The sequence below is a fragment of the Agrobacterium sp. El2ro-1b genome, assembly GCF_048298475.1.
In the GTDB taxonomy this organism is placed as follows: Bacteria; Pseudomonadota; Alphaproteobacteria; order Rhizobiales; family Rhizobiaceae; genus Agrobacterium; species Agrobacterium fabrum.
This window is the reverse complement of the sequence record NZ_CP103458.1, coordinates 586239-610322: the sequence shown is the minus strand read 5'-3', so window position 1 is coordinate 610322 and position 24084 is coordinate 586239. Positions and strand designations below refer to the sequence as shown.

The 24084-nt window shown below is 62.4% G+C and carries 31 protein-coding genes; 9 read left to right on the top strand and 22 right to left on the bottom strand.

Going from position 1 to position 24084, the window contains the following annotated elements:
- Window positions 1-34: 34 nt before the first annotated feature.
- A complete protein-coding gene (locus NYR50_RS03050) occupies window positions 35-616 on the bottom strand; it encodes a phage tail tape measure protein (protein WP_418136739.1) in 582 nt (193 codons plus the stop codon).
- 105 nt (window positions 617-721) lie between these two features.
- On the opposite strand from NYR50_RS03050, the gene NYR50_RS03045 reads away from it, so the two are divergent.
- Both NYR50_RS03045 and NYR50_RS03040 read left to right on the top strand, forming a co-directional pair.
- Entirely contained in the window at window positions 722-958 is a 237-nt protein-coding gene (locus NYR50_RS03045) for a DUF4160 domain-containing protein (RefSeq protein WP_418136738.1), read from the top strand.
- On the top strand, window positions 951-1355 hold the full coding sequence (locus NYR50_RS03040; RefSeq protein WP_418136737.1) for a DUF2442 domain-containing protein: 405 nt from the start codon (window positions 951-953) through the stop codon (window positions 1353-1355). The genes NYR50_RS03045 and NYR50_RS03040 overlap by 8 nt, the downstream gene beginning before the upstream one ends.
- Before the next feature lie 5 nt (window positions 1356-1360).
- Here NYR50_RS03040 and NYR50_RS03035 read toward each other — a convergent pair whose 3' ends face one another.
- Genes NYR50_RS03035 through NYR50_RS03025 form a run of 3 tightly spaced genes read right to left on the bottom strand, consistent with a single transcriptional unit; the run spans window position 1361 to window position 2333 of the window.
- A complete protein-coding gene (locus NYR50_RS03035; protein ID WP_418136736.1) occupies window positions 1361-1570 on the bottom strand; it encodes a rcc01693 family protein in 210 nt (69 codons plus the stop codon).
- Window positions 1567-1926 (bottom strand): gene transfer agent family protein, encoded by a 360-nt coding sequence (locus NYR50_RS03030; RefSeq protein WP_418136735.1) that lies wholly within the window; start codon window positions 1924-1926, stop codon window positions 1567-1569. Before NYR50_RS03030 ends, NYR50_RS03035 begins: the two co-directional genes overlap by 4 nt.
- Window positions 1926-2333 (bottom strand): phage major tail protein, TP901-1 family, encoded by a 408-nt coding sequence (locus tag NYR50_RS03025; protein ID WP_418137243.1) that lies wholly within the window; start codon window positions 2331-2333, stop codon window positions 1926-1928. The genes NYR50_RS03030 and NYR50_RS03025 overlap by 1 nt, the downstream gene beginning before the upstream one ends.
- 88 nt (window positions 2334-2421) lie before the next feature.
- Between NYR50_RS03025 and NYR50_RS03020 the strand changes: the two genes are divergently transcribed.
- Window positions 2422-3618 (top strand): MFS transporter, encoded by a 1197-nt coding sequence (locus NYR50_RS03020; protein ID WP_418137242.1) that lies wholly within the window; start codon window positions 2422-2424, stop codon window positions 3616-3618.
- Window positions 3619-3625: 7 nt separating this feature from the next.
- Here NYR50_RS03020 and NYR50_RS03015 read toward each other — a convergent pair whose 3' ends face one another.
- The 11 genes from NYR50_RS03015 to NYR50_RS02965 form a co-directional block, all read right to left on the bottom strand.
- Complete coding sequence (locus tag NYR50_RS03015; protein WP_418136734.1) at window positions 3626-4021, bottom strand: DUF3168 domain-containing protein; 396 nt, start codon at window positions 4019-4021, stop codon at window positions 3626-3628.
- Window positions 4018-4353 (bottom strand): phage head closure protein, encoded by a 336-nt coding sequence (locus tag NYR50_RS03010; protein WP_418136733.1) that lies wholly within the window; start codon window positions 4351-4353, stop codon window positions 4018-4020. The genes NYR50_RS03015 and NYR50_RS03010 overlap by 4 nt, the downstream gene beginning before the upstream one ends.
- Window positions 4354-4356: 3 nt before the next feature.
- Complete coding sequence (locus NYR50_RS03005; RefSeq protein ID WP_418136732.1) at window positions 4357-4926, bottom strand: head-tail connector protein; 570 nt, start codon at window positions 4924-4926, stop codon at window positions 4357-4359.
- Window positions 4927-5124: 198 nt separating this feature from the next.
- Complete coding sequence (locus tag NYR50_RS03000; RefSeq protein ID WP_418136731.1) at window positions 5125-6393, bottom strand: phage major capsid protein; 1269 nt, start codon at window positions 6391-6393, stop codon at window positions 5125-5127.
- Window positions 6394-6425: 32 nt separating this feature from the next.
- Entirely contained in the window at window positions 6426-6998 is a 573-nt protein-coding gene (locus NYR50_RS02995) for an HK97 family phage prohead protease (RefSeq protein ID WP_418136730.1), read from the bottom strand.
- A gap of 71 nt (window positions 6999-7069) precedes the next feature.
- Entirely contained in the window at window positions 7070-7390 is a 321-nt protein-coding gene (locus NYR50_RS02990; protein ID WP_092769526.1) for a DUF6107 family protein, read from the bottom strand.
- A 196-nt stretch (window positions 7391-7586) separates the two neighbouring features.
- Complete coding sequence (locus tag NYR50_RS02985; RefSeq protein ID WP_418136729.1) at window positions 7587-8753, bottom strand: phage portal protein; 1167 nt, start codon at window positions 8751-8753, stop codon at window positions 7587-7589.
- 254 nt (window positions 8754-9007) lie between these two features.
- Complete coding sequence (locus NYR50_RS02980) at window positions 9008-9316, bottom strand: Dabb family protein (protein WP_010971282.1); 309 nt, start codon at window positions 9314-9316, stop codon at window positions 9008-9010.
- Between the two features lie 58 nt (window positions 9317-9374).
- Entirely contained in the window at window positions 9375-10028 is a 654-nt protein-coding gene (locus tag NYR50_RS02975) for a hypothetical protein (protein WP_174007975.1), read from the bottom strand.
- Between the two features lie 568 nt (window positions 10029-10596).
- On the bottom strand, window positions 10597-11856 hold the full coding sequence (locus tag NYR50_RS02970; RefSeq protein ID WP_418136728.1) for a DNA-packaging protein: 1260 nt from the start codon (window positions 11854-11856) through the stop codon (window positions 10597-10599).
- A 3-nt stretch (window positions 11857-11859) separates the two neighbouring features.
- On the bottom strand, window positions 11860-12384 hold the full coding sequence (locus tag NYR50_RS02965; RefSeq protein WP_418136727.1) for a hypothetical protein: 525 nt from the start codon (window positions 12382-12384) through the stop codon (window positions 11860-11862).
- A 252-nt stretch (window positions 12385-12636) separates the two neighbouring features.
- Here NYR50_RS02965 and NYR50_RS02960 point away from each other — a divergent pair, with 252 nt between their 5' ends.
- Window positions 12637-14277, top strand: coding sequence for an alpha/beta hydrolase (locus NYR50_RS02960; protein WP_418137241.1), 1641 nt, complete (start codon window positions 12637-12639; stop codon window positions 14275-14277).
- A 23-nt stretch (window positions 14278-14300) separates the two neighbouring features.
- Here the strand turns inward: NYR50_RS02960 and NYR50_RS02955 are convergent, their stop codons facing one another.
- Entirely contained in the window at window positions 14301-15140 is an 840-nt protein-coding gene (locus NYR50_RS02955; RefSeq protein ID WP_418136726.1) for an SDR family oxidoreductase, read from the bottom strand.
- A gap of 155 nt (window positions 15141-15295) precedes the next feature.
- Here NYR50_RS02955 and NYR50_RS02950 point away from each other — a divergent pair, with 155 nt between their 5' ends.
- Window positions 15296-15664 (top strand): winged helix-turn-helix transcriptional regulator, encoded by a 369-nt coding sequence (locus NYR50_RS02950; RefSeq protein WP_418136725.1) that lies wholly within the window; start codon window positions 15296-15298, stop codon window positions 15662-15664.
- Between the two features lie 167 nt (window positions 15665-15831).
- Here the strand turns inward: NYR50_RS02950 and NYR50_RS02945 are convergent, their stop codons facing one another.
- On the bottom strand, window positions 15832-16263 hold the full coding sequence (locus NYR50_RS02945; RefSeq protein WP_080809970.1) for an Lrp/AsnC family transcriptional regulator: 432 nt from the start codon (window positions 16261-16263) through the stop codon (window positions 15832-15834).
- A gap of 124 nt (window positions 16264-16387) precedes the next feature.
- Between NYR50_RS02945 and NYR50_RS02940 the strand changes: the two genes are divergently transcribed.
- Window positions 16388-17488, top strand: coding sequence for a saccharopine dehydrogenase family protein (locus tag NYR50_RS02940; RefSeq protein WP_035214773.1), 1101 nt, complete (start codon window positions 16388-16390; stop codon window positions 17486-17488).
- A 206-nt stretch (window positions 17489-17694) separates the two neighbouring features.
- Here the strand turns inward: NYR50_RS02940 and NYR50_RS02935 are convergent, their stop codons facing one another.
- The gene (locus NYR50_RS02935) at window positions 17695-19155 is read right to left on the bottom strand and encodes a protein adenylyltransferase SelO (RefSeq protein WP_418137240.1); all 1461 of its coding nucleotides are present in this window, start codon (window positions 19153-19155) and stop codon (window positions 17695-17697) included.
- A 171-nt stretch (window positions 19156-19326) separates the two neighbouring features.
- Between NYR50_RS02935 and NYR50_RS02930 the strand changes: the two genes are divergently transcribed.
- Together NYR50_RS02930 and NYR50_RS02925 are read left to right on the top strand one after the other, a co-directional pair.
- Complete coding sequence (locus tag NYR50_RS02930) at window positions 19327-21045, top strand: GH32 C-terminal domain-containing protein (protein ID WP_418136724.1); 1719 nt, start codon at window positions 19327-19329, stop codon at window positions 21043-21045.
- A 68-nt stretch (window positions 21046-21113) separates the two neighbouring features.
- Window positions 21114-21287, top strand: a complete 174-nt coding sequence (locus NYR50_RS02925) for a hypothetical protein (protein ID WP_006311253.1) — start codon at window positions 21114-21116, stop codon at window positions 21285-21287.
- 79 nt (window positions 21288-21366) lie between these two features.
- Here the strand turns inward: NYR50_RS02925 and NYR50_RS02920 are convergent, their stop codons facing one another.
- A complete protein-coding gene (locus NYR50_RS02920; RefSeq protein WP_418137239.1) occupies window positions 21367-22755 on the bottom strand; it encodes an MFS transporter in 1389 nt (462 codons plus the stop codon).
- 177 nt (window positions 22756-22932) lie between these two features.
- Between NYR50_RS02920 and NYR50_RS02915 the strand changes: the two genes are divergently transcribed.
- Window positions 22933-23181, top strand: a complete 249-nt coding sequence (locus tag NYR50_RS02915) for a hypothetical protein (protein WP_418136723.1) — start codon at window positions 22933-22935, stop codon at window positions 23179-23181.
- Here NYR50_RS02915 and NYR50_RS02910 read toward each other — a convergent pair.
- The 3 genes from NYR50_RS02910 to NYR50_RS02900 all read right to left on the bottom strand — a co-directional run bounded on the left by NYR50_RS02910 (window position 23178) and on the right by NYR50_RS02900 (window position 24073).
- Window positions 23178-23537 carry a type II toxin-antitoxin system RelE/ParE family toxin gene (locus NYR50_RS02910; protein ID WP_418136722.1) on the bottom strand — a complete coding sequence of 120 codons (360 nt, stop codon included), beginning with the start codon at window positions 23535-23537 and terminating at the stop codon, window positions 23178-23180. The two genes, NYR50_RS02915 and NYR50_RS02910, sit on opposite strands and share 4 nt — an antisense overlap.
- Window positions 23527-23796 carry a ribbon-helix-helix domain-containing protein gene (locus NYR50_RS02905; protein ID WP_174007951.1) on the bottom strand — a complete coding sequence of 90 codons (270 nt, stop codon included), beginning with the start codon at window positions 23794-23796 and terminating at the stop codon, window positions 23527-23529. The genes NYR50_RS02910 and NYR50_RS02905 overlap by 11 nt, the downstream gene beginning before the upstream one ends.
- A 76-nt stretch (window positions 23797-23872) precedes the next feature.
- A complete protein-coding gene (locus tag NYR50_RS02900) occupies window positions 23873-24073 on the bottom strand; it encodes a heavy-metal-associated domain-containing protein (RefSeq protein ID WP_418136721.1) in 201 nt (66 codons plus the stop codon).
- Window positions 24074-24084 lie beyond the last annotated feature (11 nt).

Here is a 24084-nt window from a genome sequence, read left to right as displayed (position 1 = left end):
GGTTGGGACGTAGGAGAAGCGGGCAGCGCCCGCGTCACAATCCCCGCTGGCCACGCCCGACGCTGCGCGCCAGCATCGCGGCAATCTGCCCTTCACTTTTGCGGAAACTCGCCGCATTGGTCGCCGTCACGTTAAAAACGATCTGCGCCCCGCCGCCGCCCGAGGGTGCGGCGACACCGAGAGCACCATCCGAACCACGCTTCAGCGGCAGGATCGCCTCCGCGCCGGCTTCCCCCATCAGTCCAAGCCCGCCGCCCATCGGGAAAAAGGCGGGGCTTGAGACGACCCCGCCCTCCGCAAAAGGCGTGATGGCGCGCCCCGGCACACCACCCTCGGCAAAGGCGAAGAGCGAACCACCGCCATTCAACAATCCACCGACGGCGTTGCCGATCATGTTCTCCAGCGGTTTCAGCCCGGCCGAAAGCGCAATACCGGACAGCCGCTGCCCGAGCCCGCGCAGCACATCGTCCAGCCCCTTGCCGCCCGTCGTCGCCGCCTGAAAGGCGGAGGTCAGCGCCGCCCCGAACCGCTCCGAGCGCCGTTCGAGATCACCCATCACCTCGGAAAGCGCTTCCGCGTCCTCCCGGTTCTCCGCAATCGATCCTTCGCCCGCCATCGCGCTTGCCTTTCTGATTCAACTGGGGAATGCATGGTGCTGAAATAGCTTTTTAAAAAACCATTGCTTCAGCCCAAGTCCTTTCAAAACCCAACTTCATGGGTTATGTTTATCGTGGTCACCGTTCTGCGCCAGCATGGCATGCGTTTCGTCATCTACACGGCCGATCACGAGCCGCCGCATGCCCATGTCTATGGAGAGGGTGAAGCCCGTATCGATATCGTCAGCCTCACCGTTCTCACGCAGGGCGGCATGTCGGACCGGGACGTTCGTCGCGCCGTTGCCGTGATCGAAGAGAACCGGACGCTGTTTATGGAAACCTGGAGACGATATCATGGTTGATGTCAGCGACACCGAACTCGCCGCCGCCAAGGAGCGTTGGCAAAAGGAGCGCGCCGGGCGTCCCATTCCGGTCTCCGTGCGTTTCGAAGCGGCGTCGGCGAGCGTCATCGTCGATTTCACCAATGGCGCCTGTTTCATGTTTCCGGCCCGGGCGCTGGAAGGCTTGCAGGACGCCACGGCAGAGCAACTCGCCGAAGTCGAACTTCTCGGCGAGACCGGCCTGCATTGGGAGAACCTCGATGTCGACTATACGATCGCCGGCCTGATGAACGGCATCTTTGGCAGCCGCACCTTCATGGAAGCGCAGCGCAGGGGCGGGCAATCCCGTTCCCCGGCCAAGACGGCCGCCAGCCGCGCCAACGGCGCCAAGGGCGGGCGGCCGCGAAAGATGCCCTGACGCCATTACCCATCCGGAAACTGCCGCATCATGGCCTCCATCGCCTGACGATCAGGGCCGTGCGGAGCGGCGTTGCCGCCTGTCATCGCGAAGAACTCCCTTGGCGTCAGCCGCCAGAAGGTTTCAGAAGAAAGCCGCAGCAGGCAGAGGCCGGCATGGATGACCGCCGGCCAGGGAAAGGGACGTGTTGCCGCCTCGCCTGCTGCGGCATTCAAGGGTCCGGTGTTGCATCATCCTTCAGGCCGCCGAAGGTGGCGGTCAGGAGATCGGCGACGATCGCGGCGTGGCCGGCGATGCCGCCTTCCACCGTCGCCGTGGCCACATCTTCGTCGGAATAAACGTTGCCGGCACCGCGCAGGCCCGCGCCGATGACCCGGATCATGTCGGCGGCCTTCATGCGGCCGCTGGCGAAACGCCCGGCGAGTGCCGTGAGGTCGTCGGCCGCAAAGGCGGTTTCGAGTTCGGCAAGCGCGCCGAGGGTCAGGCACAGGATGCGCCTTTCGCCGTCGATCAGCGCCTCGATCTCGCCGCGATGACGGTTCGCCCGTCCGTAACGCAAACGCTCAGGCATCACAGCACTCCGAATGTGAGAAGACCGGCGGATTCCAGCGCGATCTCGAATTGCACCTCGCCATCGTGGCGGCCGGAATATTCAAGCGCCACGATCTGAAACGGCCCGGCAATGGTGCCGAAATCGGGAATGAGGATCTGCCAGCCGGGAATGGTGCCGGCGAAAAAGGCGCCGCGCACCAGCGCATCGCTGGCCGCATCCTTGAAGATGCCCGACGCCGTCAGCGCGGCCCTTTGCACGCCAGCACCCGCCAGCAACTCGCGCCAGCGCCCGGCGCTTTCGCCGTCGGTAATGTCCACCGCCTGGGCGTTAAAGGCCAGCCGCTGGGTTCTGAGCCCGGCAACAGTGACATATGTTCCGGTATTGTTGAATTTCAGCAGAAAATCCTTACCCTTCTGCGCGACCATCATGTTTCCTTCCGTTTCGATTGCGGTTGCAGGTTTTTGCGGCCTGCGACCAAAAATGTTCCTTCCTCTCGCATTCAGCGATCTCGCCATGTCCGATGCCGCCTCCCTGACGTCCCGCTCGCGCCTTATCGGCGTGCTTGCGCTTGGCCAGGTCGTCAGCTGGGGTTCGGGTTTCGACATGCTGGCCATTCTTGGCCCGAGGATGGGTAGTGAACTCGGCATTCCCAATGAAGTCGTTTTTGCCGGCCTCACCGTCATGATGACGATCAGCGCGCTCTGCGGGCCCCTGCTTGGGCGCATGCTCGTGCGACACGGCGCGGCCCCCGTCCTGGTAACCGGCACCATTCTCTTTGCGGCTGGTTTTGGCTTGCTTGCCTTTGCGGGTGGCGTGGTGAGCTATCTTCTCGGCTGGGCCGTGATGGGTCTTGCGGGAACATGCGGGTTGACGACGGCGGCCCACACGGCGGTGGTGGAACGCGTCGGGGCGAAAAGCGGTCGCTCGCTAACGTTGCTCATGGTGTTCACAGGCCTTTCGGCAGCTGTTTTTCTGCCTGTCACCGCCTTTGCAGACCAGCATCTTGGCTGGCGCGGCACCCTTGTCCTTTATGGCTGTCTGCAGGTTTTCATCCTTCTGCCGCTTTATCTTTTCGTCCTTCCGCAAAGAACGGTACCCAATACCGACCACAGCTTGAAAACGGCAGATGCCTCAGAGGCGCCAGCCGATACGCGCCGCGTATTTTTGCTTCTGGCAGCAATGACGACGCTCAGCGCCTTTACCGCCTTTGGTTTCTCACCGCTCCTGCCGTTGCTTCTGGTCCATTCCGGCGCCTCGCAAGCACTTGCCATCCAGCTGGCATCGGTGCGCAGCGTGCTTGCCATTACGGCACGAGGGCTGGATTTTCTGCTTGGAAAGCGTGGCAATCCCTTTGTCACCTGCATGATCGGCCTCTGTCTGCTGCTCGTCTCCTTCGTGCTGCTGCTCGGCTTTTCGCCGGCCATGCCCGCCTTCATCGGCTTCATCGCTTTTTTCGGCTTTGGTGCGGGTGTGCTGACGGTCAGCCGCGCCGTGCTGCCGCTCGCGGTGTTTTCCCCGAAGCAATATGGCCTTCAGGCTGCCCGCATCTCGCTTCCGCAAAATCTGGCCATCGCCTTCGCACCGGTCATTTTCACGATGGCGCTGGATCGCGGCGGCGTGGAAGCCATGCTGGGCATCGCCTCCATTCTGATCGGCCTTTCGGTACTGCTGTTGATCCTGCTGTGGAGAACAGTCCGCCAGCGAGCCTGACGCAGCACTATTCCGTTACGGCCCTGAAACGCATCTCCGAAACAAAGTTCCGGGTCTTCGTCTCGCGCCGCGAGCGAATTGATAGAAGCTGCAGATTGACGAGGGAGACACCTGCGATCGACAGCGCCGCATCGTCGAGCAGGTTTTTCACCCGAGCGGCGATTTCCCCCGCGCGCTTGCGGCCATTGGCGTCGCTCCAGATTTGCAGCGACAGGAAATGCTCTTCGGCCTTTTCCGTCGCCGTCGAATAGTCCCGGCTTTCGAGATCACCGATCACGATGCAGGGCAGAACTGCGCGCGGCAGAAGCCTGTCGACAATGCCGCCGGGGTTAAGCGCCACGAGCGCCGCATCACCCATCAGCCGCGCGAAAATGGCCTGCATCAACGCGTTGGCAGCGCTCATCGGCTTTCCTCCTCGCAGCGGCAGACGATGAAGCGGCGCGTCTCGTCGGGATCTATCGTCGCCCGGATCGCCAGAATGCGACGGCCTTTGCGAAAGCGCATGCCGGCAGTGACGTCGCTGCGAAAGGCCAGCCAGACGCGGTGGGTGATTGTCACACCTTCGGCTGAGGCTCGCTCATGGGAGGCCTCGGACACCGGTTCGATGGCGGCCCAGAGCGATCGCAGGACAGTCCAGCTTTCCGTTGCGCCGCCCTGCCCGTCCGGCACGTCGGTGCGCATTTCCAAGTCCAGCCGCGCGGTCAGCTGGCCGGGGTCGAGAAAAACGAGGTTCATGGCTCAAAGCCCCAGACGGCAGAAGGGCACCACCAGCCGCTCATAACCGGCAGGAACCGCCGCAGGCTGGTTTTCCGGCGCGACCTCGCCGCGAAAGGCGAACATCTGTGCCACATGGATCAGCATGGCGCGTTTCAGCGTGTCGGGCACATCCGTGCTGGCCTCGCCGTAACCGGCGATAAAATCGATCTCGATGCCGTTCATGGCCCGGCCGGGGCTCGGCGGATCGCGCAGCCACAGCCGCGCCGGGCGCGCCACGCCGTCGAGCAATCTGTCAGCGCCGGAGACATCTGCCGCGCGGCCCTGACCGTCAAAAACCAGAATCGTTTCGATGGCTTGCACCGGTCCCTTGCCAATCAGAATCACGCCGGCCTCAGGCCATCGGTCGAGATAAAGCCGCCAGGTCTGGCGGATGAGGCAAAGGCCGGTCACCCGCTCCAGATGCTCACGGGCGGTGCGAAGCAATGCGGCCAGAAGCGCGTCCTCCTCGCCGCCGTCGAGACGCAGATGCGCCTTGACCTCGGCAAGCGTCAGCGGCTCCGCCTGAGGCGGATGAATGAGGGCATAGGTCATGGGGTCTCCGGAAAGAAGATGGTCGAATGGGGAGCGGGCGAGTGCCGCTTGTTTCTTCTCCCCGGCCGGGGAGAAGGTGGCGCGCAGCGCCGGATGAGGGGGCTACGGTAGAGAGATGCGGAGGGCTGGCCCCCTCATCTGTTCCTTCGGGACATCTTCTCCCCGGGCGGGGAGAAGAAAAGGGCAGCACTGCGCCTATCAATTCACTCCGAATTTCACCAGCTTGATCGCCTCGAAATTCTGCACGCCGCCACCCACCCGCTTGGTGGTGTAGAACAGCACATAGGGTTTCGCCGAATAGGGATCGCGCAGGATACGCACGCCGGTACGGTCGACGACGAGGTAACCAGCGCGGAAATCGCCAAAGGCGATGGCAAAGCTGTTGGCCGTCACATTCGGCATGTCCTCGGCCTCCGTTACCGGAAAGCCCATCAGCGAGGCCGGCTGGCCGGCGGCGGCCGGCGGGTGCCAGAGATAGGCGCCGCTGGTATCCTTGAAGCGGCGCAGCGCTCCCTGCGTCTTGCGGTTCATCAGGAAGGTGCCGTTCTGGCGATGGCCAGCCTTGACCGCATAAACGGCATCGAGCAGCACGTCCATCGGCCCGGCCGAGGCGAAACCGGCCGAAACGCCGGTCGCGACATAACCGATATTGCCCCAGTTCCAGCCATCATTGGCGACAGGGGTATAGGACAGAAAACCTTTGGGTTTGTTGACGCCATCACCGGCGATGAAGGCGGCGGCCTCCTGTTCGGCAAAGGCGATGTCCACCTCGGAAGCGATCCAGGCTTCGATATCAACCGCCGCGTCATCCAGCAGCCCCTGCGTCGCCGCCGGCATGGCGTAAAGCTCCATGGTCGGGAAAGAAAGCTCGGCAAGCTGCGGTGTTGCCGTCTGCGGACGTGCCGCCGTTTCGGAAACCCAGCCGGTCGTCATCCCACCGAGTGCGAAGGGTTTTTTCAGCACGGCGGCAGAAACCTGCCGCACGGTCGCCAGCGCCCGGATCGGCGAAATCGCCGTCATGCGCCGGCCGATCTCGCCATCCGTCTCGCTCGGCAGCAGAAAACCGCCATCCGCGCCAGTCGAGCCGGCAAAGGCCTTGGCCTCGAGATCGCGCAGCGCACCTTCCTCGCCACGGCGGATATAGGCTTCGAACGCCGCCTTATGCTCCCCGGCATCGTGGGAAAGAGCGTCCTTGCGGCCAAGTGCGGGTCGCGCCTTTTTGAGCGCGAGATCGTCCATGATCCTGCGGTTGTCGTCGAGCGCCTTGTCGATGCGGTCGAGCTTGTCGCGGGTCACGACATCCGACCCCATCTTGCGCTCGATATCGGCAAGCCGCTGGTCGTTGGTTTCGCGGAAGGCTTCGAAGGCCTCCATGAAGTCGTCGAAGGCGGCCGTCACCGTATCCGGCACGGCTTTCACCTGCGGCGCAACGGTCATCGGGGCCGGTGTCGTCATCTGGTCCGTCATGTGGTTTTCCTTGTTCGTTTATACCTGGAGGGTCAGCGTTTGAAGGTTGTGTTGAACAGCGAGCGGGCGGCACGGCGCATCGCGCGCACCAGTTCGGTCTCGCGGTCCCGGAAGAAGCGGGCATGCTTGACGTCGGAGACCCGCGCCGAAGGCAGCATCGGGAAGGTCACGACCGAGATTTCCCAGAGATCGGCTTCCAGAATCCGCCGCACACCACTGCCCGCGCCCTTGCCGGCACGAACGGTGCGAAAGCCGATCGACAACCCGTCCAGCGCGCCGGTCTTCATCAGTGAATGTACCTCGCGGGAACGGCTGACGCCGGGTGCGAGGATGCCTTCGACATAAAGACCGCGTTCATCCTCACGGATGGTGCGCCATGCGCCGATCGGCTCGGCCGGATCATGCTGGTAGAGCATGCGGATACCCGCCGCTCCGCGCTCCTCGATCGAGCGACGGAAAGCGCCGCGTTCGATCACGTCCTTACCGAGATCGACTTCGCCGAAGACGCTGGCATAACCGGAAAAGGTGCCGTCGCTGGTGATGCCGCGCAGTTCCAGACTGGCGAATTTGCGCGTGGCGGGACGCGGCCCGCGATAGACGTGCATGAAAAACTCCTGCGATGTGAAGGGAGAAAACGACGCCGGTTTCAGGCTCCGGGCTCTCGGGCTCCGGGCTCTCAGGCGCGCGGGCGTGTGCCGTATCGGTCGGCAATGCGCACCAGAACGCCGAGCCCCCACCAGGCGCCCATGCTGGCGGCTGCGGAGCCGGCCACCATGATTTCCCGGCCTGAAAGCGCCCCGGCAATATCGAGCTGCTGCACGATCCACAGGCCGATCGGCCCGCCGAAGATCATGCCGCAGGAAACGCCGGTGACGAAACGGCTCGCCGCCTCGCGTTTGCTTTTCGGCAGCAGGTAAACGAGTGAGACACCCGCGCCCGCCACGGCGCCGGTGATGCGGGCGGCCCAGATTCCGGCCTCATTGGCGAATTCAGACATGGGTAATCATTCCCGTTTAGGATGGTGTTATCGGGCCGACGCGCCGCGCCGCCCGCCGGCGTTTTCTGCACGCCTGTGATGGGTTATTTTCGAATATTCGTAATCGCTTGTGCGGAAGACCTCACAAAGAGAGTCCGCTTCTTCAGAAAGTGATTCAACTGAACCCGCCCGCTTCCAAGGGTGTGGTTCCGGCCGCTCAGTAACCGACGGCTTCGCGTTTTTCCTCGTCGCTCAAAAAGGATGCCGCGCCGATGCGTGTCCACAGCGCATCCCGTTCGCCAGCAAGCCCGGCGATCCTGTCGAGATCGGGTTCCAGCCTCAACCCGCCGCCGAAGACCGGCGCCAGCCAGCCGCAGAGCCTTGCCGCCGTGCGATAAACCAGCGGCAGCACGGTGAGGCGATAAAAGGCGCGGTTCGCCTCCTGGTAATTGGCATAGGTATTGTCACCGGGAATACCGATCAGCATCGGCGGCACGCCGAGCGAGAGCGCTATATCGCGGGCAGCACCGTTGCGTGCTTCCAGAAAATCCATGTCGCGCGGCGAAAGACCCATGGCTTTCCAGTCCAGCCCGCCTTCCAGAAGCAGCGGCCGGCCGGCATTCATGGCGCCCTGATAGCCCTCCTCCAGCTCGCGCTTCAGCCGCTCATATTGCTCGGTGGAGAGATTGCCGCCCTCCTTGGGCTGATAGACCAGCGCACCGGAAGGGCGGGCGGAATTGTCGAGCAGGCGCTTGTTCCAATGGCTTGCGGCATTGTGGAGATCGAGCGCCGCACCGGCAGAGGCGAGCGGCGCAAAACCGACCCGGTCGTCCAGCGGATGGAAAAGCTTCAGATGCAGAAGCCCCAGCCCGTCACGCTCGGCGGCGATGCGCCGTTCGGCACGGCCCTCGGCGCGGTATTCATAAGCCGCTGGCCAGCCATCCGGCCCCTCGACGATGCTGACCCGATCGGGCCTCAGGAGATGCAGCTCACGCAACCGCCCGCCAACCATCAGCGGTTCGATATAGGCGTTTCCGGAGAGCATGAGATGGCCGTAAAGCGCCTCGAAAAAATCCGGCCCGCCCATATGGGCGCTCGGCTGCGACAGCAATGCCAGCAGCGGATGATCGGCCAGCTCCTCGTCGCCATCATAAATCAGCCAGCTGACGGCGGCGGACGTTTCCGCCACCATGCGGGCAGCGCGGTGGGCGACCGGGTTTTTCATGAAACCCTCGCGGGCCAGAGCGGCATAGGAACGGCCGGACCAGAAGGCCTGCCCGCCCTGCACCGCGACGGTCATGAAGCCCTCGGCCATTTTCCGGCTTTCAGGCACGGCTTTGCCATCCGCCGGGCGCAGCCACGGCAGGGAGAAAGGAAATCGCATGGAATTATCCTTGTTTTTATTCCGGCTCAGCCTCCTGCCCGGTCCTCATCCCTGTGCTGTCACAGGGATCCAGCCAGCCCAAGTACTTGGGCTGAAAAGAGTCCTCTCGCCGCGCAGACACGCGTCGACCGGATTCCTGTGACAAGCACAGGAATGAGGGCGGAGGGGCCTGAGCCCTATGACGGAGGAAGGTTTGCGCCCGTTGTCAGCAGACTAAATGTGCATGCGCGTCACTTCGCAGACGAAACGAGACGTTACCGGATCGGAGCCTTCACCGCCGTATCGCTGTTGAAATCCGCCGCGACACGGGTCTCGCGCAGTGGCTTTACCGTGCGGGTCGAAAGGTCATAGGCCGGATCGGCCTTATAGGCCGCCAGCGCCGCCTCGTTTTCAAACTCGCCATAGACGATGAAATCGACCGAGTTGCCCCATTGATCCTTCTTGACGTTCTCGCCGATTTCCAGCTTCAGCGCATGCGGTATGGCGGTGAGGCCCGAAAGCCCCTTGCGCACGGCGTCGCGGTTTTCTTCGGGAACGGTGAAAAAGACGATATGGCGGATCACGGTGTCACCTGTCATGCAAAGTTCAAGAGCGGCCTCAGCGGCACGGTGTAACGGGTTATCATCTGGCCGACGCGGGTTCAATCCGGGCCGTGACAATCCGTGCCGTGACAAGGGCGCGATGAAATGCCCGTCCGTAGCTGCCGATCAGCCGCGCCCGGTCGCTGCCATTGATGATGGCGCGTGCGCCATCCCAATCCTCGTCTTCGCCGCTGAAGAAATCGGCAAGGCTGCGGCCGGTGAAACTGCCGGCCACCATGCCGTGGATCAGGATCGCCGTTGCCACGTCCGCCTCCATGGCCCGCTCCGGGCGCTTCACCAGGTCGATGCCCGTCAGCGCAGACATGGCTTCGTAGTTGCGGCGATGGGTCAGCTGCACGAAACCGCGCCCCAGCCAGCTTTTTCCTTCGGCATCGAGCCGCCAATAGGGTTTGCGCACCATGGGCAGCCTGCCCGCCGCAAAGGCGCGGTCGAGTCTCACGATCGCCTCGGCATCGCTTGCCGCCAATGTCTCGCGCACCGGCTGCATTGTCGCCGCCGTCTCGTGAACGGCCGTCGCGAGCATATAGGCCAGCCAGCGCGGATCGCCGCCCGGCAGCGCCTTTTCGAAACCGGCAAGCACCGTTTTCGTGCCGGCTAGCTGGGCGGCGCGCAGGCGGCCCCCAAAGATGGAAATTCGCACCGACGCGAAGAATCGCGCCTCGTCATAGGCCATATCAGGCTCCTGAAAGTGACGGGCGACAGGACGCCCGGTTTTTCCACATGACGGCCGTCACGACTAAATCGATTTGAAAAAACCTTAATCGATTTTAATCCGCCGCCCGGGGTTTTGGGGTAAAAAATTCCTTGAATTCCGGAACCTTAGCGCGCTAACTCCATTCACCGCGCAGTTCAGCTGCGTTAACCAATCAAGGAGGAATGCCACCATGACAGCGACAATCCCCCAGACCGTTTATGACCGCCTCGAAAACGAGTGGCGCCAGATGCGCGAAACCGGCTCCCAGCCGAAGCCCGCGCAATCTCCAAAGAAGTAATATCGACCAGACGCCCGAAATCGGGCGTTGAGGGTGCCTCACTTTTCTTCTCCCCGCCGGGGAGAAGATGGCCCGAAGGGTCAGATGAGGGGGCAAGCTCTCCGAATCTGTCTGCTCTCTCAGCACATCTTGACGGTGGCCCCCTCATCCGGCGCTGCGCGCCACCTTCTCCCCGGCGGGGAGAAGAAACAGGTGGCACCCGGTCGACCGGTAATTGGCTCTCATTCGCGGGAGCCATAGTCATCGACCTCACATCCCCCGCACCCTCGGCTCATTCACCACCATTGTCGTCAGCGCCGTGATCGCCCAGACGAGCGCGTCCAGCCGGTCCGGCGAGCGCCCGGATGACAGGCCATCGGGCCCGAAATCCGTCATCTGGTCCTCCAGCTTTTCAAATCTCCCCGCGTGGCGCACCCGGCCCTGCTCGTAAAGGGCCGCGACCGGCTCGGCGCGGGTGAATTTGCCGCGGCTGGCGCGCACCAGCGTCAGCGGCAGGTTGGCGTCTATGCTTTGCAGCATGGCCCGCACCATTTCGCCACCCTGATTGACCTCGGCCACCACCCGGTCTGCCTCGTGGAGGCGGAAGGCGGCGACCACGGCGCGCGCCCAGCCGGCCGGCGTTTCGCCCTCCACCGAGCAATCCGCCAGCACCGTGAGCCGCCCGGACATGCCAAGCCCCGCCACAACGATCCCGCAGCAGGAACTCTCGCCCACCCCGGAGGGCGGATCGACCGCCACCACGATCCGTGACAGCGGCTCATGCATCGCCTCTATGATCGCCTCCAGATCGGCGCGTTTCCACAGCGCGCCCTCCCGTTCGTCGATCAGCTCGCCGCCGATTTCCTGACGGCCGAGCCGCGTGCCGCCGTAACGCTCCTGCATGGCCTTCAGGAAGCCAGGCGACAGGTTCTGCGCATTCATGGCCGTCGGCATCCGCGCCACCCGGCTTGCCGGATCGGAAAGCAGCGCTTTCAGGAGCGGAATGGGCCGCGGCGTGGTGGTCACCAGTTGCCGTGGCGCGTCGCCCAGGCGAAGGCCGAATTGCAGCATGTCCCACGTCTCCTGCGGATATTTCCATTTGCCCAGCTCGTCCGCCCAGGCCATGTGGAATTGCGGGCCGCGCAGGCTTTCCGGGTCTTCCGAGGAAAACACCTGCGCCATCGCCCCGTTCGGCCAGAGGAGCCGGCGGCGCGACACTTCGAAGGCGGGCCGATGGCGGCGGGCAATGCGGCAGATGCCGGAAATGCCGTCGATCATCACCTCGCGGGCATCGCCCAGTGTTTCAGCCACCAGCGCGATGCGTAGATCCGACTGTTTGCCGGCGGAAGCGACGGCGTGCACCCATTCGGCCCCGGCGCGGGTCTTGCCGGATCCACGTCCGCCGATCAGCAGCCATGTTCGCCACTCACCCTCCGGCGCCTGCTGCGGCAGGTTGCCGATGAAACGCCAGTCGCGCAGGAGGTTGAAGACCTGTTTCTGCAAGCGGGTTTCAGTCAAAAATTCCGCCATGCCTCAGCCAGACCCGACGGAAGTGGCGGACGCAGCGATCGCCTCCAGCCTCTCGCGGCATTTCTGCTCGGCCAAATCGTCGATGCGTCCAAGGAAATGCGCCACCGCCGCCTCATAATCTTTGGTATCGGTTTCATCCTCGCCCATAAGCGCCTGCCGTTCCTCTGCCAACACCCGTTGCAGGGCATCGATCCGTTCCAGCGTGCGGACGATAAGCGACAGCTGATCCGTTGCGATTTTCACGTCGGCGCGCGCCTGCTTGGCCTGCGCATCGTCTGCATCGGGCAAAAGCCCCGCCTCTCCGGCCTGCCGCAGATTGCGGTACACCGAGAATTGCTGGCGCATTTCCACCGTCAGCTCATTCAGCAATTGTCGCAGACTGCCATTGCGCGCCGCATCCTCGGCCGCCAGCCTGTCAGCCCGCGATTTGGTCTCGGGGGCCGCTTCCGCGGTGTCCTCACCCGCATAAGCGGGCCTGTCCGGCCAGGCTCCATAGAGCGCCGGGTCGCAATCGTGTGAGCTTGTCATCGGATTGGCCTGCGAGCAAATGATGGGTTATTCAGGAGCGCTGGCAAGGGGCAAAACCGCCTGTTAGCCGCAAATCTCCGACCGTAACCAAACACTATCAAACCACCGTCACGCTGCAAAGGATTATTTTCCTATCTTCGTGATTTTTATCCTGCCAGCAGCATTTGCACCCTGCATCGCCCCATATTACACTCACGCCGCAAGCGGTGAGAGAAAAGGAAAGTCAAGTTGGTGAAACAATGGGTTGAGCGGTTGTTTGCAGGTCTTTCGGCAACCGGCATCGTCTTTGGCACGATACTCTTCTGCGCGTCTCTCACACCCTCGCTTCTGCCGCGCACATGGCTGATGCAAGGCGTTTTGTGCGGTTTTTCCTTCGCCATCGGTTACATGATCGGCGTTGCCCTGCATGCCATCTGGGCCTATCTGGAGCTGCCCGAGCCCTCGCGCCACAATGTCCGCGGCGTCCGGTTTCTCATCGCCCTTGCCGCTGCCATCACGGCGATTGCCTTCCTGTGGCAGGCGAAGGACTGGCAGAATTCCATTCGTGTGCTGATGGAGCTCGATCCGCTCCCCAGCGCCCACCCCACCAAGACCGGCGGCCTTGCCGTGCTGGTCGCGGCCCTGCTCATCGGCACTGGTCGGCTTTTCCAGCTGATCCGCCGGTTCTTTGCCGCCCGCAGCCGTCACTTCCTGCCGCGCCGGCTGGCCAATGTTCTCGGCATCGCCGCCGCCATCGTGCTGTCATGGATGCTGCTCAACGGGCTGATCTTCGATATCGGCCTGAAGTTTGCCGATTCCTCGCTCAAACAGGTGGATTCGCTGATCGAACCTGACGTGCCGCGCCCGGCCGATCCGCTGAAAACCGGCAGCAGCGCCTCGTTGATGACATGGGAATCGCTTGGCCGCCGCGGGCGGGAATTCGTCGCGGAAGGCCCGGCCGGCACGCAGATTTCCGCCTTTACCCATCGCCCGGCCAAGGAGCCGCTCCGGGTCTATGCGGGCCTGAATTCCGCCTCCACACCCGAAGAGCGGGCGGCGCTGGCGCTGCAGGAGTTGAAGCGCGTCGGCGGTTTCGAGCGCAAGGTGCTGCTCGTCGTCATCCCCACCGGCACCGGCTGGATCGATCCGGAAGCGCTCGATACGGTGGAATACCTGCATGATGGGGATATCGCCAGCGTCGCCGTGCAATATTCCTATCTCTCCAGCTGGATCGCTCTGCTGACCGAACCGGATTACGGCGTCGAGACGGCGCGCGCCCTGTTCGAAGCCGTTTATGGCTACTGGACCACTTTGCCGAAGGAGACGCGGCCGAAGCTCTACCTGCATGGCCTCAGCCTCGGTTCGCTCAATTCGCAGAAATCATCCGATCTCTACGATGTGCTGTCCGATCCGTTCCAGGGCGCCTTGTGGAGCGGCCCGCCCTTTTCCAGTCCCACCTGGCGCATGGCCACAAATGGCCGGGTGGAGGGCACGCCGGAATGGTTGCCGCGTTTCCGCGATTCCTCCGTCATCCGCTTTGCCAACCAATATACGACAGCCCACATGCCCGGTGTGAACTGGGGTCCGATGCGGATCGTCTATCTGCAATATGCCAGCGACCCCATCACCTTCTTCGAGGCCGCCTCGCTTTACCGGCGGCCGCAATGGATGGTGCATCATGGTCCCGACGTTTCCACGTCCTTCCGCTGGTTCCCGGTCGTCACCCTGCTGCAGCTCGGTCTCGATGTTGCCGCCGCGACCACGGCGCCGATGGGTTATGGCCATGTCTATGCGCCGGAGCATTATATCGATGCGTGGATGGAGGTGACCCAGCCGCAAGGCTGGAATGCGGAGGATATCCAGCGGTTGAAGATGCTCTTCAAGGCCCGCCGCGGCTCCACCGATCCGGCGTGAGCGCGGCGGGTTCGCTTTGAGCCTCAGCCTTTCAGCCGGTCCAGATTGTCGGCAATATAGGTTTGGAGCGAACGCGGAGCATGGCCGGTCAGCGTTTCCACGTCGCCGGTCACCACGGCCGTCCAGCCTTCACGCACGGGATAGAAGATCGAGGCAAGGAAGGACGCGTAGTCCTGCGGCACGCCGGCACCGGTGAGGATGCCGATGAAGACGTCGTCCGAAACGGCGCTATAAGACACCGGCTTGCCGATCGCCTGCGAGATCAGCGCAGCCGCCTCGGCGTAACCGAAGGCCTGCGGGCCCGTGAGGTTGAAAGCCTTGCCATTAAAGGCGTCGGAGGTGAGTGCGGCGGCAGCGCTGTCGGCGATATCACGCACATCGATGAAGCTTGACTTGCCCTCGCCGGCGGGAACGGCGATCTGACCGTGCTCGATGCCGGCCTTCCAGTAGCTGTGGAAATTATCCGCAAACCAGTTGGGGCGCAGGATGACGTAAGGCGTGCCTGACGCAATGATCTTCAGTTCGATCTGGCGATAGGGAATGGAATCGTCGGCGTCGACACCGAGGACGCTGAGGAACACGACCTTCACCTTGCGGCGCGCCGCCTCCTCGACGACAGGGGTCAGTGCATCGATGGCATCCAGACGCCCGCCGGCCAGCATGAGGAACAGGCGATCAACGCCGTCAAATGCATCCGCGAAAGTGGCGTGGTCGGTATAATCGAAGCGCACCCCTTCCGCGCCGTCCGTGGCGTTGCCGCTGCGCGACGCCGCCTTCACGCTTTCACCCTTGGCGAGCAGCGCCTTGACCAGCGGCGTGCCGATCGTGCCTGTCGAACCGACTACGAGTATCTTGCCTGTCATCTCAAATATCCTTAGTATCTAATGGAAACCATGTTTCGAAAACACAGATACTGCGTTAGAGAAATCATGAAAAGAGAGCACTTTTCGGTTATCTGGTTTCCTCGTGGAAACCGGATTTCTCCCGAAAGATGCCGCTGAAAGCACGGAACAAACCGATGGAACACATCTATGACGTCTATGAGGATCGCTGTCCCACCCGCATGGTGCTGGACAGGATCGCCGACAAATGGGCGCTGCTGATACTCGACAAATTGCGGGTGGATGCGGTGCGCTTCAACCTGCTGCGGCGGGAGATCAAGGGCATTTCGCAGAAGGTGCTGTCGCAGACGCTGAAGAAGCTCGAGCGCGACGGCCTGATTTCACGGCAGGCCTTTCCGACCGTGCCGGTGACGGTCGAATATTCGCTGACGCCGCTGGGGCGGACGCTGACCGAAACGGTGGCCGCGCTCGCCCATTGGGCGGAAGGCAATATCGATGCGGTGATGGCGGCGCAGAGGGCTTATGATGAGAGGGCGGCGGTTTAGGGCCTCGTTCCGTCATACCGGCCTTGAGCCGGTATCCAGCCAGCCCAAGTCCTTGGGCTGAAAGGACTCTCCTTGCCGCGCAGACGCGCGTCGGCTGGATGCCGGATCGGGTCCGGCATGACGGAGGTCGGGTTTACCGCACGCCCTCATCAAACGCCAACCGCCCCCTACCGCGAAATCCGCGTCGACAGAATGATCGACGACAGCGTGCGCTCCACGCCATCAAGTGCGCCGATCCTGTCGATCAGCCGATCGAGATCGAGGATCGAGGGTGCGGCAAGGATGGCGATGAGATCGAAGGTGCCGCTGACCGAATGCAGCGTCGTCACCTCTTTTATGGCGGCAAGCGCCGCCGTTACCGCCGGCAGTGCCTTTGGCCCGATGGTGATCAGCACATGGGCGCGCACCAGCCCGGAAAGATAACTTTCCGACAGCCGCAAGCCATAACCGGCAATCACACCGTCGGCCTCCAGCCGCTCGATTCGCGCCTGCACGGTGGTGCGGGAAAGCCCGAGTTTGCGCGCCAGTTCCGCCACCGGCATGCGGGCATTTTCGGAAAGCAGGGCCAGCAGCGCCCGGTCCTTGTCGGCGATTGCCATAGTGTTCAATCCTGTCGTCTTATCGTCTAATAATAGACTTCACTATGCACATAGTGAAGCTTCGAATCGTAGCAGAACCGCAATATGACTGTGCCCTATGAATTTTTCTGCGGGGAACAAAAATATGAAAAACATCGTCGTCATCGGCGCAGGCAACATCGGTTCGGCCATTGCCTGGATGCTGGCCGCAACGGGCGATTACCGCATCACCGTCGCCGACCGTTCGGCAGATCAGCTGGCGAATGTGCCGGCACATGAGCGCGTCGATACCGAGATCGTCGACATCGCCGACCGCCCGGCGCTGGAAGCACTGCTGAAAGGCAAATTCGCCGTGCTTTCCGCCGCCCCCTTCCATCTGACGGCGGGCATCGCCGAAGCGGCGGTCGCCGTCGGCACCCATTATCTCGATCTGACCGAAGACGTGGAATCCACCCGCAAGGTCAAGGCCTTGGCGGAAACGGCCGAAAGCGCGCTCATCCCGCAATGCGGCCTTGCGCCCGGCTTCATTTCCATCGTCGCCGCCGATCTCGCCGCCCGCTTCGATAAGCTCGACAGTGTGCGCATGCGCGTCGGCGCGCTGCCGCAATATCCATCCAACGCGCTCAACTACAATCTCACCTGGAGCACGGACGGGCTGATTAACGAATATATCGAACCCTGCGAAGCCATCGTCGAAGGCCGCCTCACTGCCGTTCCGGCGCTGGAAGAGCGTGAGGAATTCTCGCTTGATGGCGTCACCTATGAGGCATTCAACACCTCGGGCGGGCTTGGCACCTTGTGCGCCACACTGGAAGGCAAGGTGCGGACGATGAATTACCGCACCATCCGTTATCCCGGCCATGTGGCAATCATGAAGGCACTTCTTAACGACCTCAACCTGCGCAACCGCCGCGACGTGCTGAAGGACCTGTTCGAAAACGCCCTGCCCGGCACCATGCAGGATGTGGTCATCGTCTTCGTCACCGTCTGCGGCACTCGCAACGGCCGTTTCCTGCAGGAAACCTATGCCAACAAGGTCTATGCCGGCCCGGTTTCCGGCCGGATGATGAGCGCCATCCAAATCACCACCGCCGCCGGCATCTGCACGGTTCTCGACCTTCTGGCCGAGGGCGCCCTGCCACAGAAGGGTTTCGTGCGACAGGAGGAAGTGGCGCTGCCGAAGTTCCTCGAGAACCGGTTCGGCCGGTACTACGGCGCGCATGAGCCGCTGGCCCGGGTGGGGTGATTGAAGACTAGCTATTAGGGCAAAACGCTGCCGCGTATTTCTTCTCCCCGCCGGGGAGAAGGTGGCCCGAAGGGTCGGATGAGGGGGCAACGTTGCCGTATCTCACGACCCTCGCCCCCCCTCATCCCGCTGCCGCGACCTTCTCCCCACCGGGGAGAAGAAACAAGAGGCACGCGCTCGCTCCAACGTTGCCGCTCAACCTTCGCTTACGTCCCGCAAAACGTCCTGAACACCCGCTCATGGCTCATCGGCGGCTGCATGTAGACGAAATTGTCCGGCCGTTCCTCGAAGGGCGTTGCAATGGCCGTCAGCATGGCGTGGAAGGGCTCGAAATCGCCATCCTCCACTGCCGCCTCGATCAGTTCTTCGATGCGGTGGTTGCGCGGAATGATGGCCGGATTGACCGACAGCATCGCCGCTGACCTTTCGGAATCGGAAATCCCGTCTCGACCGGCTCGCTCCCGCCAGCGGGTCAGAAACGCGTCCGCGCCGGCAATATCGATGAACATGCCGCGGAACGGCTCGGCATCGCCATTGGTCGCATGGGAAAGACGCCGGAAGGTCAGTGTAAAATCGGCTTCCGATGCCTGCATCAGCGAAAGAAGCGACTGGATCAGATCCATGTCGCCCTCCTCCTCGGTGGTCAGGCCGAGCTTTTCGCGCATGCCGGTGAGCCAGCGTTGGGGAAAGGCGGCGGCGAAATCGGCCAGGACGGCGTTGGCGAGTTCGGCTGCTTTCTCCACCTCAGGATCGAGCAGCGGTAGCAGGCATTCCGCCAACCTCGCTATGTTCCATTGGGCAATGCCGGGCTGGTTGTTGTAGGCGTAACGGCCCTGCGCATCGATGGACGAGAACACCTTGTTCGGATGGTATTCATCGAGGAAGGCGCAAGGGCCGAAATCGATGGTCTCACCGGAGACCGCCATATTGTCGGTGTTCATCACGCCGTGGATGAAGCCCACCATCATCCAGCGGGCGATAAGGGCGCACTGCCTTTCAGCAATGCCGCGCAGCAAAGCGAGATAGGGATTGTCGGTGTTTTTCGCGTCTGGATAGTGGCGGTCGATGACATAGTCCGCGAGGCTTCTGATGCCCTCGTCATCTTCGCGCGCGGCGAAGAACTGGAAGGTGCCGACACGGATATGGCTTGACGCGACACGGGTGAAAACGCCGCCCGGCAGGCCCACTTCACGCTGCACCCTGTCGCCGCTAAGAACGGCCGCCAGCGCCCTTGTGGCGGGTATGCCGAGCGCAAACATCGCTTCCGAAACAATATATTCGCGCAGCACCGGGCCAAGTGCTGCGCGCCCGTCTCCCCGGCGCGAAAACGGCGTCGGGCCTGAACCCTTGAGCTGGATATCCCGCCGCTTGCCATTTGCGTCGATCACTTCGCCGAGAAGAATGGCGCGGCCATCGCCAAGTTGCGGCACGAAGCCGCCGAACTGGTGGCCGGCATAGGCCATGGCCAACGGCTCTGCCCCCTCAGGCACGACATTGCCGGAAAAGATCGCCGCCAGCCTGTCATCGTCGAGGTCCGCAACGTCAAGAAGAAGCTCCTCCGCCAGCGCCCGATTGAAAGCGATGAGGCGCGGCGCCTTCACCGGTGTCGGCAGCACGGCGGCGCTGAACCGCTCCGGCAGGCGGGCATAGGAATTGTCGAATTTCATCACGGATAAACTCCCTGCTTTTGCCTGGTATGGCGGTTTTTGCTTCCGGTTGCGAGGGGTGTCGGCGGTAAATACGAAACGGCGATGCGGGAGCATGGCGGCGGTTGAACTTTCTTTCGTCCCATTCGTTGCGTTCTCTGAGCCAGAATTGCCGCAACGAAAGGAACGGGAATGACCGTCGTTGAAGCCGTAACCGCAGAACCGGAAAGCGCCATCCGCATTCTTCACACCGACCTGCCGGTCAACGCCACCTTCCATGTGTGGCTGAAGGCGAAAAAAGACGCCGAAGCCGGCGCTGTCTCCTTCTCCAACCAGAATGGAAAATTCGCCGAAGTTTCAAGCGTCAATACCGAAGAGTTCAGTTTTAGAATCTATCAGGTCTTTGGCGGCGGCCATGTGGAGCTGAGCTACGACACGGTGACCACGGCCGTTTCCGTCATCTACTGGTTCACCGCTTCGGATGTGCTGGAAACCGGCATCACTGTCGTCCACACCAAACCGGACAATGCTGCACCCGAACTCCCCGGCAGCTATCACTTCCGCCCGCCCTTCGGCTGGATGAACGACCCGAACGGTTTTGGCCGTTTCGAGGGCAGGCCGCATCTGTTCTATCAGCATTACTCGCACGGGCTGCGCTGGAACACGATGCATTGGGGCCATGCGGTCTCCTCGGATTATCTGCGCTGGCGGCATCTGCCGATCTTCCTTTTCCCCTCCGAGGACCTGACGACACGGCCGGACAAACGCGGCGGCGCCTATTCCGGCTCGACCATTCCGCTGGTGGAAGGCTCCGGCATCCGGGTATTCTTCACCGAGCAGGTGCAGGACCGTATTCCCGAGCAGCAGATCCAGCTTACCGCCACCTCGTCCGATCTCATCATGGCCGGGCAGGCAGACGTCATTCTCGCCCACCGCCCGGATGGGCAGGGTCTGACACCTGACTTCCGCGACCCTTACGTGTTTCGCGGACCAGACGGCTTGTGGAAAATGCTGCTCGGCAGCCAGAGCGATGGCGGCGGCGTGATCCTGCTTTACGAGACGCTGGACCCCACGGCCGCCTCCGGCTGGACCTATGTGGGCAAGCTGTGGGTGGAAACGCGTTACAAGACCACGGCCATCGAATGCCCCTGCCTGCTGCCCCTCGATGGCCCCGCCAATGCCCGCTCAACCCGCTGGGTGCTGATCTACGGGCTGATGCATTCCGAAGACCCGGAGACCGGCCGCAAGAACCTGACCATGGCCGATGTCGGCTGGTTTGACGGCAAGGTCTTCACCAAGGAATTTGGTCAGGAGCTGGATTTCGGCACCGATAATTACGCCTTTCAGGCCTTTCTCGATGGTGACAGTATCATCGGCATCGGCTGGCTGGCAAACTGGGCGGATGCCAATCCGGAAATCGATTTCCCCACCTCCATGACCCTGCCGCGCCGAATTCACTATGCGAACGGCGAACTTCTGACCCCGCCGATCGGCGCGGCGGAAAGCCTGCGCAGCCATATTCTCGACCGCACGCGGCTGGCGGCCGGTGAGCGCGTCACCTTCATCAACGGCGCGGTGGAAATATTAATCGAGCTCGCCTCGTCAGGCGCGGCCTTCGAGCTGGCGCTCGATCATCCGACCGTCACGCTCGGTCTCGTCTCCGACGAGACTGGACTGTGGATCCGCCATGAGGACGGGCGCGACGGTGCTTCGCCCCACTACATCGCCAAGGGCGCGCGGGCGTCCCGCATCCGCATTTTCCTCGACTACGGCTCCATCGAGGTCTTTGCCAATCGCGGCCGTTATGTCGGCACCAAGCGCATCGAAGGTTTCGAACCGGTGCGCTCGGCGCTGCTTCGCGCCGACCCCGGAGCGGTGGTTCATGCCACCAGCTGGGCACTGAAACCGTGAGGAACCTTTTGGCGGACTGGGCGGTTGATAGACCGAAACCGCCCAATCCACTGATAAGGAGAAACGGCATGACCAAAATCCGCGATACCAGCGATCCCATCCTGTTTCCGACCGAAGCCAATGAAAACAAGGTGGAGAAGAAACGCGCCGGCAAGGGTATTATCATCATTATCGGCGCGGTCGCGATCATGGCTTTCGTCGTTTATCTGGCGGCGATCACCATCGCCACTACCCAGTCCTGACCGGGTGGGCGAACGGCCCTTCGTCTGGTTTTGTCGCATTTTTGGACGAAAAGCCGGGTTCACTTTTTCTGGAAATGCTCTACCGGCGCGCGCTCCGCAGGCCCCTCGCCGTCATGATCGCCAGCAGCGACACAACCACACCCAGCCCATAAAGATAAAGCATAGGCGTCGTCACATCAGCACGATCGATCTGCACGACGAGATCGGTCGCGGCGGCGACGGTGCCGCTGGCACCCGCACCGGCCGCCGAACCCAGCGTTGCGACCGTCGGAAGCAATGCGCCTGTCATCTTGCGCTCCTCTTCCGGCGCGGCCTCCATGGCCGCCTGGCTGATACCGGCCCAGGACATGCCGAAGGCAGAGCCGATCAGCACCTGCCCGAGCAGCATATCTCCCCAGTTGCCCGTCGCAAGCCCGAGCCCCAGCAGGACGCAGCCCGGCACCATCTGGTAGGGGCCGTAATGCAGGCAGATTTCCCGCAGGCGGTTTGAGCGCAGGCTGCCGATCAGCATGGCCACGAAGCTCCAGGCGAGCGGCATGGTGACGACGATGAAACCGGCAAAAGTCGGTTCATGCTGCCAAAGGTTGATGGCGACATAAGCGAGGTAGACGCTGCCCAGCGCATGGGCATAGGACATCAGGAACAGCACCCAGAAGCCGCTGCCGAGCACCGTTTTCAGCCGGAACGAATCCCTGGGGAACAGGCCGGAGGAAGGCCGGATGCCAGCCCGCAGGGAAGCCCACAGCAAGGCCGCGCCCGCCAGCAGCGAAATCGCCCGCAGGCTCGCATCCTCAAAGGCGGAAGGCGCGGAAAAGGCCAATGCGCCAACAAGGCAGAGCAGCAGCGGCACCAGCGGCCTGCGCGTGGCCACCACCGGCCGCTCAGCGGAGACCGCAACCACCGTATAGACCACGAGCACGATGATCAGCGGTGCCGAGAGCAGGAAGGTGGCGCGCCACGAAATGTGCTGGGTGGCAAAACCACCGGTCAGCGGGCCGATGAAGGAGGCGACTGCCCAGATCGCCGCCTCGATGGCAAAGACCTTCGGCAACAGGCCGGAGCGGAACCCGGCGGGAATGAGGCTGTAGCACACCGCCACGATCAGCCCGTCCGCCACCCCCTGCAACGCCCGGCCGACGACGACCCATAAAAAATCGCCGGCGAGGGCCGAAAGAACCGAGCCGAAGGAAAAGATGAGGCAGCACAGAAGCAGGATGGCGCGAGCGCCGAAGCGTTCGCGAAACAGCACCGCGGTAACGCCGCCCGCCACGGAGCCGACGAAATAGAGACTATAGGCCCAGCTATAAAAGCCCGCACCGCCGATGTCGTTGACGGCGACGGGCAAGGCCGTGACGACAGCAAACTGATTAAAGGCGTGCAGACCTATACCGGCGGAGATGACGGTCAGAAGCGAGAGGTTAGCCCCGCTCAGCAATTCGCCCCAGCCGTTTTTCTCCACCATTTCCATACTCGACAAAGCCGTATCCTTTCCATTTTTGCGATACGGCGGGCAAACTAGAACCTCAAGCGCCATTGAGGTCAAGCGGGCTTTTCATCCGATCCGAAATCAGGGAATTGACCGGCGGCAGGAACCCACCTGCCCCGCCGGTCGTTTGCCGAGTGAACCGCTAGAAAGGATACCGTCATGGACCGCAATAAGATCTTGCCTCGCAGTGAAGACGCCATGGACGAGGATTTGCTCGATCTCGACGTCGACGCCCTTCCCGCCAAGGGAGAAATTCCGCAATCGATCGAACAGGAAATCGAGGAAGAAGAGGCCGAAACCGAGGACGACCCCTACCAGGAAAGCGACGAGGCCCTGCCTGACGACGCCGAGGAGCGGGTGATCGACCGCAATCCTTCGCGTGAAGGCGGAGCGTTCGACGAGGTTTAAGTGCTTGGCCAGCCGGATACGAGGCGTTTCAACATGTGACGCTGATGATCCTGTCCGCCGAAGAAGACGGCGAGAATGCGTAAGGTCTTCTCGCCTTCATCGATATCGAAATAAAAGATCGCCTGATTTTTTGTGACCCGACGAAGGCCGGGCAACAATTCCGGCATCAATGTCCCCTGAAACGGCGCTTTGCCGAGCGCCTGCATATCCGCCTCGATATCGCCGATTCGCAGAGCTGCCCGCTCAAAAGCCTCTGGCAGGCCCTCGCCAAGATATTGATAGGATTGAACGAGATGGTCGAGAATGAGGCCGAGATCCTGATCCGTTCGCGCCGAACGCAGGATCTTAAAGACCATAACCGGCCTTCCTGGCTGCTATCATCGCTGCGGTTCTGTCCTTGCCGTCCTTGAGCGAGACGAACTCTCCCTCCCCACGTTCGGCCAGCAGGTCGCGAAGCGCCGCAAGCTCCGCATCCTTCACCTCGGTTTCCTGCCGAAGCAGATCCAGACCGCGCTGCACGACAGCGCTAAGGCTGGCATAACGCCCCTCCTCCACCAGCCTGCGGGCGAAGCTGTCCTGCTGATCGGAAATGGAGACTGACGCCTTGACGGACATTGGGGTACTACCTTCAACGGAAAGACGATGCTGCTCAGTAGCATATCCCTCCCCATCATTCCAGCGATGAGATGCGTCAGCCCGCCCGTTCGGGCGAATAACCGGCTTCGCGGATAGCCTCCTCCGCGGTTGCGGCGTCGCCCGTCACGGTCAGCTTGTGGGCATCGAGATCGATGGCCACTGACGCACCGGGAAGTACATCCGCAAGTGCGCCGCGCAGGGTTTTCTCACAATGGCCACAGGTCATATCAGGGATGAGGAAAGTGGTTGCATTCATGGTTTTCTCCT